Genomic DNA, 15,724 nt, shown 5'->3' with positions numbered 1-15,724 from the left:
ATTTTCAAATTGCTGTATAATTTTTCGCTGCGTATGTAGGGTATCATACCTGATATACAGTCCGTATATGATAATACTCAAGCCGACAACAACCAAGATGGCCCCTAAAATGCGCATTTTCATCTGGCTTCCCCTCTTTAAGTAGGAATGCTTATTTAATTGTATATCCCTTTTCTTACTGTAAATAATAACATATTGTCAAATACTTGTAAATTTTAGAACAACCTTGATTAAATAGCCTGCACAGTGGGGCTATAAGCAAAATTTATTCATTACAATGATCTGTTTTTGGTGTCGAGCTCTCATTCATACGAATTCGTATGAATATGAAAATTATATTTTTCTTTAATCTATAGGAAGATTAAAGAGCATAATAAAGCTTAAACTCCAATGGAATACTAATAATCGAGGTGATGGTGGTGCAAAAGCTTGGCCGTAAAATTCTGGTACTCATATTGGCGATAACGTTAGTGCTATTAACTTCGACATCATGCTCGCGGATCTTTAAACAAAACGATGACCAACAGCAAGGTCAAAAGGGGCAACAGCAGGAGAAAAAAGACCCACCCTCTGCCCTTACCCAAATGGAAAAAGAAACCGACAACATGATCCAGCAAATTCAAAAGATAAGGGACCAGCGTGCTAAAATGATAGGACAGCAAATCGGTACATCTCAAAAGCAAAATGATGGAAATAAACCCCAGCCCAAACAACAAAGCTCCAGTCAAGCTGATCAAAAACAAGATAAAGGAAAGCAGGACCAACAGCAAGAGAGCCAAACTCAAGGCATGCAGCAAAACCAAATAAACTGGCAAGATTTCGAAAAAACAATTAAAGCCCTAAATGAACTTTGGAATAAATACGAACCACAGGCAAAAAAGGACGGCGCTCCTGATACGTTAATCTACCAGTTTGAAAAGCAGCTCAATATGCTCACCAGTAGCATTATGGCGCACGACGAAGAAAAAACGCTGATGGACGCCAATGAACTATACCAGTATTATTCACAATTTTTTAATCTGTACAAACATCAGGCTCCTCCCGAGATCAAGGAGATTAAGTATTATGTGCAGGAAATCTTGATCAATGCAGAGGCTGGCAAATGGGAAGAAACTGCCCCCTTGCTGATAAATATGGAGAAGGCATGGCAAACTGCCAAATCCCGCATGCAAAAGCCGGACCATGAGCTCAATGCGAAAATTGATCACGCGATGGAAGATTTCTCGCAAGTAGTCCAGCAAAAGGACCTTCAACTGGTAAAAATAAAGGGAAAAATACTGCTTAAAAATGTGGAAGAGATTAAATAAAGGCATGCCTGTAACTTATAGCTTTACAGTTCCCAAAGCTCCACCTTGCTGGTGGATACGGCCATCGCACCTGCTCCCAAAGCCTGTATGATGTCCTGTTTACTGGTGATCATTCCCCCTGCTATAACGGGCTGAGGGATCTTGTGCTTGAGGTCAGCGATGGCTTTGGGAACGATACCTGGCATCACTTCCACAAAGTCTGGATCATAGCTTTGAACCATCTTAATCCCGCTTTCAAAAGACCTTGAATCTACTAAAAACAGCCGCTGCACAGTAACCAGCCCTATTTCCTTGCCGTACTTCAATAAATTGTTCCTGGTGGACAATATACCATCAGCTTGTATCTTATACCGAAGATATTCAACTGCAGCTAAATCCTTGCCCAATCCATCAATTAGATCTATGTGAACAAAAACCTTCTTTCCTCTATCTTTTAGCTCATTGACGATATCCTGAAGGGTCAGTATGCTGCCCGACAGCAGAAAAACCACATTGACGCTTGAACATAATGCTTGCTGCAGCAACTCGACATGAGGCAGTGCTGCTATGATAGGATTGGCTTCAAGGCACTCAACAATGCTCTTCATTCCATTTTCTCCTTTTTAGGATTATAAAGCTTACAACAGAATGCCTACATCTTCCATACCATTTAACTTGTCTGGGCTACATAAAGACCGACCCACAGCCCCTTGACTGTAATTCATACTTGTCAGGTTCATTATACCACAAAAAATGCCCCATCAACAACGAGGAAATCTCACAATAGAAAAGGCTGCACAGCTACTACAGCTGTACAGCCTTTTCAACTACTCAAGATGGTAGCCCCTAGGGGAATCGAACCCCTGTTTCCGCCGTGAGAGGGCGGCGTCCTAGGCCACTAGACGAAGGAGCCGTATATTTGGCTGCGGAACTAGGATTCGAACCTAGACTTTGTGATCCAGAGTCACACGTGCTACCGTTACACCATTCCGCACCGTTACCTGTTTGTCAACTCGCGCCATAAATTATACCATATTCCCACAGAATGTCAAGGGCTTTTTAATCCCTTTTTTGTTTTTCTAAGAACAGCGCAACTTAAATACATAAGCCCTCAATAATTTGAGGGCTTATACCCATCCCACGATGCCGCCTCTCTACGATTTTACAACCCGCTTCTCAGCAGGTGGGTGTCCTGTTGACTGTCTCTGCCTTCCATTCTATGATGGCCTGGCATCGAACAGCCAAACTCCGGACTCCCATATTATCTCCGTGGGTTAAAACCGGTAGAGATTCTCGCACACCCCAGGATGAGTATCAACCATCCAATCGCATTTATATAGTAATATAAATCGCGCATATTTTCAATGCACAATATTAACCAAATAGCATAAAAAACTTTTAATTAAATCCTATAGAACCAGCCAAATCTCTATATTGCTGACTTTTTCTTGCAATAAATCTCGTTATAACATAAAAAGCCCTTTCCCGATATGCCCTATATTTTAGGCCACGTCAGAAAAATCTCGGATAAACGGCTTTATGTTTCCACCTATTACACCTTTCACAATAATATAGATGGACGCATAGATGATCGCCCATCACTATGCCATTATTCATATCATAAGCGAAGGTTTCCCTATCGACATAAGGGCTGTAAGGACCCTTGTAATCCTCCATCTTTCCCTGTTCAACCATGGGCCCTCCGCACCTGTCGCACACCTCGTATGCAATTATTAAGCCATTACATAGAGGACAAACCAGGTCCATACCTCTTCCTCAGGTTTGGTCAATGCCGGTCAACACTTCATCGAATATTACGCATCTGCCGTTATTCCAATGTATGCACCCGTCACAGCTCACAATTGGCTCCTGTTCAGCTATGTTGTCGCTCAACGCTGCCATACGAGAACGATATTCAGGACATACCGATGCCACGTACCTCTTCTGTTCCATGCTAGGCGATTCCCGTCTTTCCATGACCTCACATCCTCCCTCGTTTAACCTTATCCATAACTTATTATCCCTCTCCAAAGATGGAATATTCAATTTTAGTGGAATATTCAATTTTATATGACGGCACATGCCTTTTCCGCCGTCCTATTGCTCCTTGACCACCTACCACACCGACCACCCCATCTGGCTGCTATACTGTCTCCTGCCATAAGCTCCACTATTTCGCAATAATTGGCACATCCGCTGCATTCAAAGCTTCGGGAGGTAAATTCCTCTTTAACTATCGTTTCAAAGCCTTTAAATTTTGTCTTACGCCCTCCACTCGCATAGTCCTTGGCAAGGATAGCAGCCCCCAACGCGCCCATGACGTCGTAGTGCTCTGGAACCGTTATTTCGCATCCTAAGGCATCCTCGAACGCCTTACGTATCCCCACATTTGCCGCAACGCCACCCTGAAAAACTACTCTGGGGAGGATTTCCTTACCCTTGCCCACGTTGTTGAGATAATTCCTTACCAGAGCCTCGCACAGCCCCCTTATGATATCCTCGCAGCTACAGCCCATCTGCTGCTTGTGTATCATATCGGATTCCGCAAATACCGCGCACCGTCCAGCAATCCTAACCGGCGATTTGGATTTAAGCGCCAGCTCTCCGAATTTCTCAATGGGTATGTTCAAGCGAGAGGCCTGCCTGTCAAGAAACGAACCAGTACCGGCTGCGCATACCGTGTTCATGGCAAAATCCGAAACCACCCCATTCCTGAGGATTATTATCTTGGAGTCCTGACCCCCTATCTCTATAACGGTTCTGGCATCGGGCACAAAGGTCAAAGCAGCAATGCCGTGAGCGGTTATCTCGTTCTTTACCACGTCTGCTCCCACCACCACCGCCGCCAGTTCCCTACCGCTACCGGTGGTACCAACTCCCTTTACCTCCACATCATGTGGAAGCATTGAAGCCATATTTGCCATAGTCTCCTTCAAAATTTGTATGGGCTTTCCTTCGGTGCGCACGTATATCTTGCCCAGCAAGTTGTTTTCCTGATCTATGGCAACGACGTTGATGCTGACCGACCCAACATCAACCCCTAAAAATGCTTTCTTGGTATTCATCGGCTCTTCTCCTCCTTTTTTGCTCCAGCAGATCCACAAACGCCTCTAACCTGGTAAAATATCCAGCTTCGCCCGTCATCTCGTCCACCACAAGGGTCATTATAGGCGTACCATAATCTTGGGAAACCTTGGGCAATATGCTTTCAGCCACAATTTCAGGCATACAGCCAAAGGGCATTATCTGGATTATCCCGTCCAAGCCGCATTCGGAATAGTATACGCTATTGGCTATAGTCTGCCAGGCATGCCCCCCAACGCATAGATTTAAGTAGGGTGCGGCCTTTTTCAATATCCTCTTATGCCTAACCCTGTGTTTGATATCCAGAGAGAGGTGGACCTTCACCCATTCATTGAGGGTAAGGCTCCTGCACACCTCCACTCCCATATAGCCAAGCTTTCTTTCAATGTTGAGGTTGACATATGGTTCTATAAGGGTATATATCTCTCCAACCAGGCCTATTTTTAGAGGCCATATCTCGGGGTTTTCCTCTACCTGGCTCAATATTACCTTATATTTTCTAATAGTTTCCAGTATTTCACGGGTGCCATGCTTGCCCATCACTTCCCGTTCAAAGCGGTACAGCTTGCTATCGGTATCTCCTCTACTTGCTTCTCTAGCCCTCTTCTTCAAGGCTATATCCAGCATCTCATCAGCCTCTTTTACGATAGTCGATGCCCTATTGAATGCTTGCGCTATACTTGCCCATGAGTTTTTGCCGGCAAGTCTTCTGATCCTATCTATGAATGCCTTATAGTCGGAATTGGGAGGATCGAATATGATCATGTCCACGTCATAACCTAGGTCGTTTAGGATTTCCTTCTGTACCACTCCATAATAGCCAAACCTACAAGGGCCACAGCTTCCGGTTATTATTATGGTATCGGCTCCCTTTTCTATGCTTTCAATATAATTCCCTATGTTGATCTTGAGTGGCAAGCAGGCCATCTCTGGCGAAAGCTTGGTCCCTATCTCCAAAGTCTTTTGTGTGATGGGCGGCGGCACTACCACTTCTATGCCAAGGTCGTCAAGCAACCCCTTAATGGCCAAGTACGCTTGTCCCATGTGGGGAAATGTGACCTTCACGGCTATTCCTCCATTCGATCATATCAATAAACGCTTCCAGGCGGGTATTAAATCCTGCCTGTCCGCTGTGTTCATCAACGGTAATCAAAGCGCTGGGTATCTGGTACAGCCTATGGTTATACCTTTGAAGCAGTTCAATGATAAATGCATCGATGCCACAGCCAAAGCTGGATAAAAATATGATGCCGTCCACCTTTCTACCCTTCAGCATGGCAAGCCCGCTGCCCAATAGCTTTTTACCGTAGCTCCAAAAGAGTTTCTTGGGAAGCTCTTTACATACCGCCTCAATGTGTGACTGCGCCACGTTTTCGGGCACCATTACGACATACCCCCTGGCCCTGAGCTTAGAGATTAGCCCCATGCTGATGAACTCATCATAAAGCAGATAGGGGTGTCCTATAAGGCCTATTACTCCTTTGCTCTCTCCAATGGACTTGTCCTCATTCAGTGTATCAATAGGCGTTTGTCCCTTTTTCAAAAGTGACTCATAAAGTTGTTGATTTATTAGGGCTTTTTGCAAAGCCCTAACTGCCTGAGAGCGTTTTACGCCAAGCATTTTACCCAATTCAACATAGGCCTTATAAGCAGCATCAAGATTGCGATGAGCGTTACAATTCAGCACTAGCAAATGGGGCAGCCCTTTTATCGAACTTTTTATCATCTCGGGCAAACCTATAAACTTGGGACATATGAATTCCTTCGGATATATGCTGACCAACCTGGGAATGAATATGGCGTCTACCTTACCTATAAGGCTGGCGACGTGGCCATGGAACACTTTGATGGGCAAGCAGGCATCATCAACGCAGCTCATTACCCCGCTGTCCAGAATCGCCCTTGAAGTTGCTGGTGAGATAACCACCTGGTATCCCAGATCTCCAAAAAAGCTATGCCATAAGGGATAATAGTTATAGTACAGCAACGCTCTGGGGATCCCGATTTTCAAATGCTGGTCCTCTCCTTTCTCCCCTCGACAATTCCCTGTTCATCATATCTATTATTGACCAATAATTTATATCTTATAATTAGGAACACAACCAACTTGCACTTCACAACCCTTACCTAAAGCCCAAAAGCATTACACTAAGATATGATGTCTCCAACTAATGGCTTTGCTAAATAAGAAAAATGTAACTCATGAATTGGACATTTATTGGATAAATGTAAAAACTTATCAAAACCTACTATTGCTTTAACAATAAAAATGTTATATACTAGAATGAGAATACAATAAAGGGGGATGGTTAGTATGAAAACCGTAAATATAAAGCTAACCACAGCTGAGAGCGTAAAAAAGTTCGTAAATATAGTCAGCAAGTATCCTTACGAGATAGACATTCGTTCGGGACGGTACGTAGTTGATGCAAAGTCTATTCTTGGCATTTTCAGTTTGGACCTCAGCAAACCCGTGACGGTAGAGGTATACTCGGACGACTGTGATGACTTTTTGGAAGAGATAAAGGAATACATAATTTAAAAGAACACCTTCAAGGTGTTCTTTTTGTCAATGTTACATCTCATATAATTGTTGGTTTGAGGTGAGGAAATGCCGGACCAAGCTGCCCACCTAGCTGAAAATAAATTATCAATACTATATTATCTTCGTTGCCTGGACATACCGCTCACCAACAGCCAAATCACGCAGTTTTTCCTGGAAAACAACGTGATGAACTATTTTGACCTGCAACAGCTGCTGAGTGAGCTGGTGTCATCTCAACATATAAGCTGCTTGGATACCGGCCATAAGAGCTTTTACAGCCTTACTTCCACGGGGCTCAAAGCTTTGAACTTTTTCAAAAACCGCATTCCAGAGTGGCTTCGCGAGGCAATAGACGTCTATGCCAGTCAACATCGCAATCGGTTTAAGAGAGAAAACCAAATAGTAGCCGAATACAGGAGGATCTCGCCCAGCGAATATCAAGTGACCTGCAAGGTGATGGAAAACGATATCACTCTCATCGAGCTAAAACTGAGCGTAACCGATAGCAAGCAGGCCAGAATCATCTGCAATAACTGGGATACCAAAGCCCCTGAGGTATATAAATTCATCATGCAGAATTTGGGCGGTTGACCGCCAGTTCTAAAAGAATCCCATGGCACAGGATGAAAGAGATGTTTCTGCTCCATGGGATTTTTTGTTTTATCTCGCGAGCAATGCACCTGCATGGTCCTCTATTCTGAAAACAAGCTGGCCGTCTTTGGCATCTATGGTTACGCTACAGCCGCTATGCAGCTCCCCAGCAACTATTTTCCACCCTATCTCGGTCTCTACGGTGTGCTCCATAAAGCGCTTTATTGGACGAGCACCGTATACCGGATCAAAGCTTCGCTCAGCGATGAGCTCTCTAGCAGCCTGAGTCAGCTTAAGCTCTATTCCCTTTTCCTTTACCCTCTCTTTTATTTCGTTAAACCTTAAATCCACAATCCTGGTTATCTCATCTTTGCCCAAAGGCTTAAACAGCACAATCTCATCGATGCGGTTTAAAAACTCTGGACGGAAATACCTTTTCAGTTCAGACATTACCAGGTTCCTGGTGTCCTCATCTATATCACCCCTGTCTTTTAAGCGTTCCATCAAAATGGAGCCACCGATGTTGGAAGTCATGATGATGACGGTATTTTTAAAGTCGACGGTATGCCCTTGGCTATCGGTCAACCGCCCATCGTCGAGCAGCTGCAACAAAATGTTGAACACGTCGGGATGGGCTTTTTCGATCTCATCAAACAGCACCACCGAATAAGGCTTACGTCGCACCGCTTCGGTCAGCTGTCCCCCTTCCTCGTATCCTACATAACCCGGCGGGGCACCGATCAGTCTGGACACCGAAAACTTTTCCATATACTCGGACATGTCAATCCTGACCATATTGTCTTCGGTATCAAACAGCACGCTGGCCAGCGTCTTGGCCACCTCGGTCTTGCCCACTCCCGTAGGGCCCAAAAATAGAAATGAACCTATTGGACGTTTGGGATCCTTAAGTCCAGCTCTGGCCCGTATCACGGCATTTACCACCGCCTTTATGGCCTCATCCTGCCCAATAACCCTCTGGTGCATCATGTCCTCCAGGCGCAGCAGCTTTTCCCGCTCGCTTTCCATAAGACGGGTTACCGGTATTCCCGTCCACCGCGAAACCACCTGCGCAATCTCCTCTTCGGTTACCTCCTCTTTGAGCAACCGCTTATCATAATCCAGGGACTCCAGCCTGGCCTTCTGCTCTTCCAGCTCTTTCTCCAGCCTAGGCAGCACACCGTATTGCAGTTCGGCCATCTTATTGAGATCATACTGCCGTTCGGCCTGGGCTATTTGTGCCTTGGTATCCTCGATTTGCTGCTTTATATCCTTGATCTTTCGAATTATCTCCTTCTCCATTTCCCATTGGGCTACCATGGCGTTTGATTTCTCTTTAAGCTCGCTGATTTGCTTTATTATGCTCTCAAGCCGCTGTTTTGAAGCTTCATCTGCTTCCTTTTTCAAGGCTTCTTTTTCGATCTCCAGCTGCATGAGCTTCCTGGTTATGACGTCAAGCTCTGCAGGCATGCTGTCAATTTCGGTGCGCAACATCGCAGCCGCTTCATCCACCAGGTCAATGGCCTTATCGGGCAAGTAGCGATCGGTGATATAGCGATGGGACAGCACAGCTGCTGCAATCAAAGCGCTGTCCTTTATCCTTACGCCGTGATGGATTTCGAACCTCTCCTTTAAGCCACGCAATATGGATATGGTATCCTCCACGCTGGGTTGCTCAATGAGTACCGGCTGAAACCTCCTTTCCAAGGCAGCATCCTTTTCGATGTACTTCCTGTACTCATCTATGGTGGTGGCGCCGATACAGTGCAGCTCACCTCGGGCCAGCTTGGGCTTGAGCAGGTTGCCGGCATCCATGGCCCCTTCCGCCTTTCCGGCACCCACTATGTTGTGGATCTCGTCGATGAAGAGTATTATCTCGCCATTGGAATCCTCTATCTCCTTTAATACCGCTTTTAATCTTTCTTCAAATTCACCGCGGTATTTAGCCCCCGCAATTAAGGCTCCCATATCCAGCGCAAATATCTTCTTGTTTTTTAGCGACTCGGGCACATCCCCTTTGAGTATGCGCTGGGCAAGCCCTTCCACCACGGCTGTCTTACCCACGCCCGGCTGGCCAATCAGAACAGGGTTGTTCTTTGTCCTGCGGCTCAATATGCGAATTACTCGGCGTATCTCCTCATCCCGTCCTATAACAGGATCCAGCTTGTTTCTGCGTGCCTCTTCCACCAGTTCGCGGCCAAAGCGCTTTAGAGCCTCGTAGGTCTCTTCTGGATTTTGGCTGGTTATCCTCTGGCTTTTCCTCACCTCGGCCAGCTTTTTAAGAAACTTCTCCCTGGTGATGCCATACCGGCTGATTATCCTCCTGTTGGAATAGCTGCTATCCTCCAGTACGGCAAGGTATAAGTGCTCGACGCTTATATATTCATCCTTGAATTCCTTTGCCTGCTTCTCGGCCCTTATTAAGGCTTGATTGAATCCCATGCTGGCATAAGGCTGAACGTTGCCCATGACCTTGGGACGCCTCTCAACCTCATCCCTCAAATCAGCAATATAGGCATCTACGTCCACATCCATGCCTTTGAGCATCCTAGGAATAAGGCCGTCCTCCTGTGCCACCAGCGCTAAATGGAGGTGTACCGTATCCAGTTCCTGCTGGCTGTTATCTATCACCAGCTTCTGGGCTTCCATCAGCGCTTCCTGGGCCCGCTGCGTAAACCTTTCCAGGTTGATCATTCCTCATCCCCCCTAGGATTCCATTGAGAGATCTCCATCAGCTTTTGATACAGCTCCTTTTCCTCGGGCGTTATATGTTCGGGTATTACAATCTTTACCCTGATGTACAGGTCACCCCTGTTTCCCTTCCTATCCATGTAGCCCATTCCAGAAATTCTCAATTTTTTCCCGGTTGAAGTGCCGGCAGGAATTTTCACAGAAAATTTTTGTCCGTTAAGGGATTTTACCGTAACAGTTGTACCCAGAACCGCCTCCCATGGAAGCACGGGCACATCTTTGATCAAATCCAATCCCTGTAGTTCCCAGCCTTCTCCCGGCTTGATCCTCACGGTGACCATAAGGTCTCCACCATCTATGCCCTGTCCCCTCAACCTTATCTTGTCACCGTCGAGAATGCCTGCCGGTATCTTCATTCTTATCCTCTTGATTGAGCCGTCCCGACCACGGATGGATAATATCCTATCGCCGCCATTGAAAGCCTGTTCCAGATCCACCTCTACTTCGGTCTCCATATTCTGTCCTTTATGAGCTGCAGCTGTATTATAAAAGCGCCTGGAAAAGCTAAAAGGACCGCCTCGCTTGGCAAATCCTTCAAAAATGCTGTCCAGGTCCAAGCCGTTTTCTCCAAAGAGCATCTCGAAGAAATCGGAAAAGCCGCTGCCTCCAGTAGTATACGTCCGCCTTTGCCATCCAAAGTCGGATGGGTCAAAGTTCATGCCATTTTGGAAGTCATAGTATTGCCCAAAGGCATCGTACTTCTTGCGCTTTTCCTCATCCCCCAGCACCTGATAGGCCTCATTTATCTCCTTGAACTTCTGCTCTGCTTCCTTATCCCCAGGATTGGCATCGGGATGGTACTTTTTTGCTAAACGGCGGTATGCCCTCTTTATCTCTTCCTGGGTAGCATCCCTGGATACGCCCAATATCTTATAGTAGTCCTTGTATTCCATAGCAGATATTCCTCCTCAAACGCCTCAACCCAAATTTTAGCTTTGACTTTCTTTGACTTTATTATTGTAATACTAAATGCCTCTCCAGGCAATACTTTTTTGGGAATATTTTAATGCGGCGTATACAGGCATATCTTTCCCTTATTTTACGCTTTCCTGCTTCACCTTTAATATCCTCAATCTGTTTATGGCAGCGCCTATCTCCTGGGGACGGGGCTGCGCGTAATCCCCCGGATAAAGCCCTTTAAAAGGTGAGATTACATCCAGGCCCTTTTCATCTATATCCCGGCACACCTTTTGAATGATCTCCCGTAATGTTGTCTTACCATCCATATAATTCTCCATGGCATAGCGGATTATATCACCTATGGCCCTGGTTTGATTTACATCTACCAACTGCTCGACGTCATCCAGAACCAAATTGGTATGCCCGTATTGTATGTTGTCCAGTCCACGGGACTTTATTTTTTTCCGGCCTTTAAGAGAAAGGCTATGAGGAATGGGTATCCTTTGAGTGATTCGAATGGGTTGCCCCCCACCCTCCTTTTTTCTATCGGTCCTGTACTCTTGAGCAATCGCTTTGGCTATGGCGGTAACATCCTTGGCTACGTAATTTTCCATCATTATGATCCTATGGGCCACGTCAAAATAATCTCCCGAGCCACCTACTACGATGATGGTGGACACTCCCAATTGCTCATACAGTTCCTCCACCCTATCGATAAAAGGCGTAATGGGCTCCGAGTCCTTGTGGACCAGCCTTTGCATGCGCGCATCTCTGATCATAAAGTTGGTAGCGCTGGTATCCTCGTCGATCAATAGCAGCGAAGTCCCAATCTCCAACGCCTCCATTATATTTGCCGCCTGGGATGTGCTACCGCTAGCATTTTCGGTAGAGAAGGATGTTGTGGGCTCACCATTGGGTAAGTTATTGATAAACGGGCTTATGTCCACCTTTTCAACCCTTCTGCCATCCTCTGCTCTGATCTTGACGGCATCCTCGACAGTTACCACCAGTTCCCTTCCATCCCCGGGTATGTGGTCATATACGCCGCGTTCGATGGCGCGAAGCAGCGTGGATTTCCCGTGGTATCCACCACCCACTATGAGGGTTATACCTTTAGGGATTCCCATCCCCCATACCTTACCCGCATGGGGCAGCTCCACCATGACCTCCAGTTCAGGAGGCGACTTAAAGGGCACCGCCCCGCTTTCCATGGGGCGATCGTCCACGCCGCTACGCCTTGGAAGGATGGAACCGTTAGCCACAAAAGCCACCAACCCCATCTCCTTAATTTTGCTGCGCAGTACCCACTGGTCCTCTGCCAGATTAACATGTTTTAGCAGTGCAGCCCTGTCCAGATTCCTATATATAAGCGACTGCTCTACCAATCGAGGCAGCTCTCCAAAGAGCATTTCCATGGCCTGACCCGACAGTATGGTCCTGCCGCGAGCCGGGAGCCCCATAGTCAGTCGTGCTTCAACGCTTACATCGCTGACCAACACCGAAGTACGGTTTAAAATCTCCTGCCCCACGGAGATGATCGAAATCTGTCCGCTCTTGCCGGTCCCCCTGTTGCCCTTAACAATTTTCGGTATGTTTTTCGAAATCTGGCGGGTCAAAAAATCCTCAAGCCCCTTTTTCCTGGGCTTTGATGAATACAACTCTTGCGGAAAACCCGCCACCTTTTGAGGTATTACCACCCTGATCCTTGAAGGAGAAGCAAAGGGGTCCCCCTGTACGTGGTCGATATGTAAGATAAAATTCCCAAAATCATAGGTTCCCTCTATATCTTTATAAGCCTTATATCCCCTGCCATCAATCCTGCGCAGTACGCTTTCCAGCTGCATACGGCTTTGCATTCTTTTTCACCTCTTTATGTTTAGCACTTCGATATTTGCTACCGCTTCTTCGATGAGCTTGTCCCCTTCCACTAGCTTTTCTGCCTCTCTCACCTTTTCCAGCTTGGGTCTGGTGGTGGGATGCTTTGGCACAAATATGGTACAACAGTCCTCGTAAGGGAGAATGGAGGTTTCATACGTCCCTATCCTTTTAGCAAGGTCCATTATCTCTATCTTATCCATCCCTATAAGCGGCCTGAATACCGGCATAGAAACCGCATCATTGGTAGCGCACAGGCTCTCCATGGTCTGGCTGGCAACCTGTCCCAGACTTTCCCCCGTTACCAAGGCCTTCGCATCCTCCTTATGTGCCACCACCTCGGCTATTTTCATCATGAAGCGCCTCATGAGTATGGTGAGCATGTTATGAGGGCACTTTTGATATAGTTCCTGTTGTATCCTGGTAAAAGGCACTACATGTAGCTTTATCTCTCCGCAGTACTGACTTAAAATCCTGCACAGGTCAATCACCTTCTCTTTTGAGCGCTCGCTGGTATATGGGAAGCTATGGTAATGAACAGCTGCCAGCTCGACGCCGCGCTTGGCTATCATCCATCCGGCTACCGGACTGTCAATCCCCCCCGAAAGCAACAGTACGGCCTTCCCATTGGTGCCTACCGGCATACCCCCTGCACCAGGGATTATCCGGCAGTACACATAGGCATGTTCCCTCACTTCGATATTAACGGTAATCCTGGGATTGTGGACATCCACCTTTAAGTTGGGAATGTTTCTTAAAAGATAACCGCCCACTCTACGGCTTAGTTCCATAGAATTCAAATAGAAGCTCTTATCGGACCTGCGGGATTCCACTTTAAAGGTAAATGTCTCCCCTTGGCTGGGAGCCTCAGCCTCCATAGTTTCCCTCACTAACGCCGCAGCAGCCTTCTGTATAGCGTTGATATCTTTTTCAACCTTCAAAGCCGGGCTAAAAGAAATTATCCCAAAGACCTTCGCTATGCTGTCGAAGACCCTTGGGTCATCTCCGATGTTTTCCACATAATATCTTCCTTCCGCCTTCCTCACGGTTACGCCCTCATAAGGTTTCAAAGCCTTTATTAGGTTATTATACAGCGCCCTTTCAAAATACGGGCGATTTAAGCCTTTTAAATGTATCTCTCCGTAACGCAATAAGGCTACCCTCTCCAATCTATCTACCTCCTCACAAACCCCTCCAGCTCTTTCGCACACTGCTCTATAATTTGAGCCGCCTGGCGCATCTCGTCCTCGGTATTCAAGTAGGACAGGCTGATCCTTATGGCCCCTTGGGCCACATCCTTTTTTACGCCGATGGCCTCCAACACGTGGCTCATATGACCCCTTCTAGATGAGCAGGCCGACCCTGTCCCCACATATACACCTTTTTCTTCCAGGGCATGAAGCATTACTTCACCTCTTATGCCCGGAAAGCTCACGCTTAAAATATGCGGAGCGCCCTCCTCAGGTAAAGGACCATTGATAACCGCCCACGGTATTCTTTGGGTCAGCTCGGCAACCAGAATCCCCTTCAATCTGTATAGGTAGCTCCTGTCGGTTCCTTCTTCAAGCCAGCGCACCGCTTCACCAAATCCGACGATGCCAGGCATGTTTTCGGTACCGCTTCTGACGCCCCTCTCCTGGCCGCCTCCCCACAAAAGGGGATGAATTTTCACTCCTTTTCTCATATACAGGGCGCCTATGCCTTTAGGCGCATGGATCTTATGGCCGCTTATGGAAAGCAGGTCGATACCCCACTGAAGAGGCTTTATATCCAGCTTGCCAAACGATTGAACGGCATCCACATGAAAAAGGGCTGAACTTCCCTCAGCCTTCAATAGCCTCCCAATCTCCTGAATCGGCTGTATCGAACCGATTTCGTTATTCACGTGCATTATGCTGACCAGCACGGTATCGGGGCGCATTGCCCGTCTCACGTCATCTGGTGAGACTACTCCACCACTGTTCACCGGGAGATAGGTTACCTTCCACCCTTCTTTCTCCAGGTATTTAAATGTATTCAAAACCGAGGGATGCTCAATCTGCGTGGTGATGCAATGCTTCCCCTCCCGCCTTCTAGCCATGGCTGTTCCTATAATGGCCAGGTTATTTGCCTCGGTACCACCCGAAGTGAAAAAAAGCCCTTCGGAATCCACGCCCAACGCAGAGGCAATCCTCTCCCTAGCCTCCTTAAGCTTTTTCTCGGCCTTCAGGCCCATTCCATGCAATGAAGACGGATTGCCAAAGTCATATAGCATGCATTCCATTACAGCCTCAGCCACGTCACGATGGATAGGGGTAGTAGCCGCATTGTCCAAATAAATCCCTTGTCCCATATCTCAATGCCTCCTTATACCTTGCCTCAATCAATCATTATTTTACCCCTTACTCCACGTTACTACAAGGGAATACCCGCAGGATTTAAAAATTCTTCCCAATGTGCTGAACTATCGCTCACATCCTCCATATTGGCTTATGGGCTGGCCGCGTTTTATACGAAAACAGCTAATTCGAGCATTTCAAAATTTTATGAGAAATTCCATTTACTCAGCTTTATGCAACGCTTAGGCAGATCTACTTCTACAAATAAAAACCCCCTTTTAACAAGGGGATTTTTCGCAGTTATTTGGTTTTAACATTCCGCGGATTGAATATCTTGAAAAGCTCCACCAGCTTGTCGCTGGGTTCGAACACCAACA

Annotated in this window: 14 protein-coding genes, 2 tRNA genes and 1 other RNA gene; 3 read left to right on the top strand and 14 right to left on the bottom strand. The window is 46.7% G+C overall.

The features are described 5' to 3' along the window. Positions 1–413 precede the first annotated feature (413 nt). Positions 414–1,307 carry a hypothetical protein gene (locus FWJ59_RS03800; protein WP_414480656.1) on the top strand — a complete coding sequence of 298 codons (894 nt, stop codon included), beginning with the start codon at positions 414–416 and terminating at the stop codon, positions 1,305–1,307. A 23-nt stretch (positions 1,308–1,330) separates the two neighbouring features. Here FWJ59_RS03800 and FWJ59_RS03795 read toward each other — a convergent pair whose 3' ends face one another. The 9 genes from FWJ59_RS03795 to FWJ59_RS03755 all read right to left on the bottom strand — a co-directional run bounded on the left by FWJ59_RS03795 (position 1,331) and on the right by FWJ59_RS03755 (position 6,381). After that, positions 1,331–1,894, bottom strand: a complete 564-nt coding sequence (locus tag FWJ59_RS03795; protein ID WP_414480655.1) for a glycerol-3-phosphate responsive antiterminator — start codon at positions 1,892–1,894, stop codon at positions 1,331–1,333. Between the two features lie 229 nt (positions 1,895–2,123). Further along, positions 2,124–2,199: transfer RNA gene (locus FWJ59_RS03790), tRNA-Glu, on the bottom strand. A 7-nt stretch (positions 2,200–2,206) separates the two neighbouring features. After that, positions 2,207–2,280 (bottom strand) — tRNA-Gln (locus tag FWJ59_RS03785). Positions 2,281–2,417: 137 nt separating this feature from the next. Continuing rightward, a non-coding RNA gene (ssrS, locus tag FWJ59_RS03780) (6S RNA) lies at positions 2,418–2,598 on the bottom strand. Between the two features lie 200 nt (positions 2,599–2,798). Next, entirely contained in the window at positions 2,799–3,053 is a 255-nt protein-coding gene (locus tag FWJ59_RS03775; RefSeq protein WP_414480654.1) for a hypothetical protein, read from the bottom strand. 9 nt (positions 3,054–3,062) lie between these two features. Then, the gene (locus FWJ59_RS03770; RefSeq protein WP_414480653.1) at positions 3,063–3,263 is read right to left on the bottom strand and encodes a hypothetical protein; all 201 of its coding nucleotides are present in this window, start codon (positions 3,261–3,263) and stop codon (positions 3,063–3,065) included. An 89-nt stretch (positions 3,264–3,352) separates the two neighbouring features. Next, positions 3,353–4,351 carry an acyl-CoA dehydratase activase gene (locus tag FWJ59_RS03765; protein WP_414480652.1) on the bottom strand — a complete coding sequence of 333 codons (999 nt, stop codon included), beginning with the start codon at positions 4,349–4,351 and terminating at the stop codon, positions 3,353–3,355. Next, positions 4,320–5,435: a CoA protein activase gene (locus FWJ59_RS03760; protein ID WP_414480651.1), complete on the bottom strand. Its 1,116-nt coding sequence runs from the start codon at positions 5,433–5,435 to the stop codon at positions 4,320–4,322. Before FWJ59_RS03760 ends, FWJ59_RS03765 begins: the two co-directional genes overlap by 32 nt. Continuing rightward, entirely contained in the window at positions 5,389–6,381 is a 993-nt protein-coding gene (locus FWJ59_RS03755; RefSeq protein WP_414480650.1) for an acyl-CoA dehydratase activase-related protein, read from the bottom strand. The genes FWJ59_RS03760 and FWJ59_RS03755 overlap by 47 nt, the downstream gene beginning before the upstream one ends. Before the next feature lie 303 nt (positions 6,382–6,684). Between FWJ59_RS03755 and FWJ59_RS03750 the strand changes: the two genes are divergently transcribed. Continuing rightward, entirely contained in the window at positions 6,685–6,912 is a 228-nt protein-coding gene (locus FWJ59_RS03750) for an HPr family phosphocarrier protein (protein ID WP_204486549.1), read from the top strand. A gap of 69 nt (positions 6,913–6,981) precedes the next feature. Next, positions 6,982–7,506 carry a DUF4364 family protein gene (locus tag FWJ59_RS03745; RefSeq protein WP_414480649.1) on the top strand — a complete coding sequence of 175 codons (525 nt, stop codon included), beginning with the start codon at positions 6,982–6,984 and terminating at the stop codon, positions 7,504–7,506. Positions 7,507–7,575: 69 nt separating this feature from the next. Here FWJ59_RS03745 and clpB read toward each other — a convergent pair whose 3' ends face one another. The 5 genes from clpB to FWJ59_RS03720 all read right to left on the bottom strand — a co-directional run bounded on the left by clpB (position 7,576) and on the right by FWJ59_RS03720 (position 15,361). Then, on the bottom strand, positions 7,576–10,194 hold the full coding sequence (gene clpB / locus FWJ59_RS03740) for an ATP-dependent chaperone ClpB (RefSeq protein WP_414480657.1): 2,619 nt from the start codon (positions 10,192–10,194) through the stop codon (positions 7,576–7,578). Then, positions 10,194–11,147 carry a DnaJ C-terminal domain-containing protein gene (locus FWJ59_RS03735; protein WP_414480648.1) on the bottom strand — a complete coding sequence of 318 codons (954 nt, stop codon included), beginning with the start codon at positions 11,145–11,147 and terminating at the stop codon, positions 10,194–10,196. The genes clpB and FWJ59_RS03735 overlap by 1 nt, the downstream gene beginning before the upstream one ends. A gap of 141 nt (positions 11,148–11,288) precedes the next feature. Then, positions 11,289–13,010, bottom strand: coding sequence for an ABC-ATPase domain-containing protein (locus FWJ59_RS03730; RefSeq protein ID WP_414480647.1), 1,722 nt, complete (start codon positions 13,008–13,010; stop codon positions 11,289–11,291). Between the two features lie 6 nt (positions 13,011–13,016). Then, complete coding sequence (gene thiI, locus FWJ59_RS03725; RefSeq protein WP_414480646.1) at positions 13,017–14,198, bottom strand: tRNA uracil 4-sulfurtransferase ThiI; 1,182 nt, start codon at positions 14,196–14,198, stop codon at positions 13,017–13,019. A 5-nt stretch (positions 14,199–14,203) separates the two neighbouring features. Continuing rightward, positions 14,204–15,361: a cysteine desulfurase family protein gene (locus FWJ59_RS03720; RefSeq protein WP_414480645.1), complete on the bottom strand. Its 1,158-nt coding sequence runs from the start codon at positions 15,359–15,361 to the stop codon at positions 14,204–14,206. Positions 15,362–15,724: the final 363 nt, after the last annotated feature.

This window comes from Caldicoprobacter sp. (genome assembly GCF_047459465.1).
Classification (GTDB): domain Bacteria; phylum Bacillota; class Clostridia; order Caldicoprobacterales; family Caldicoprobacteraceae; genus Caldicoprobacter.
The sequence above is the reverse complement of the archived record's forward strand: the minus strand, read 5'-3'. Positions and strand labels throughout refer to the sequence as shown.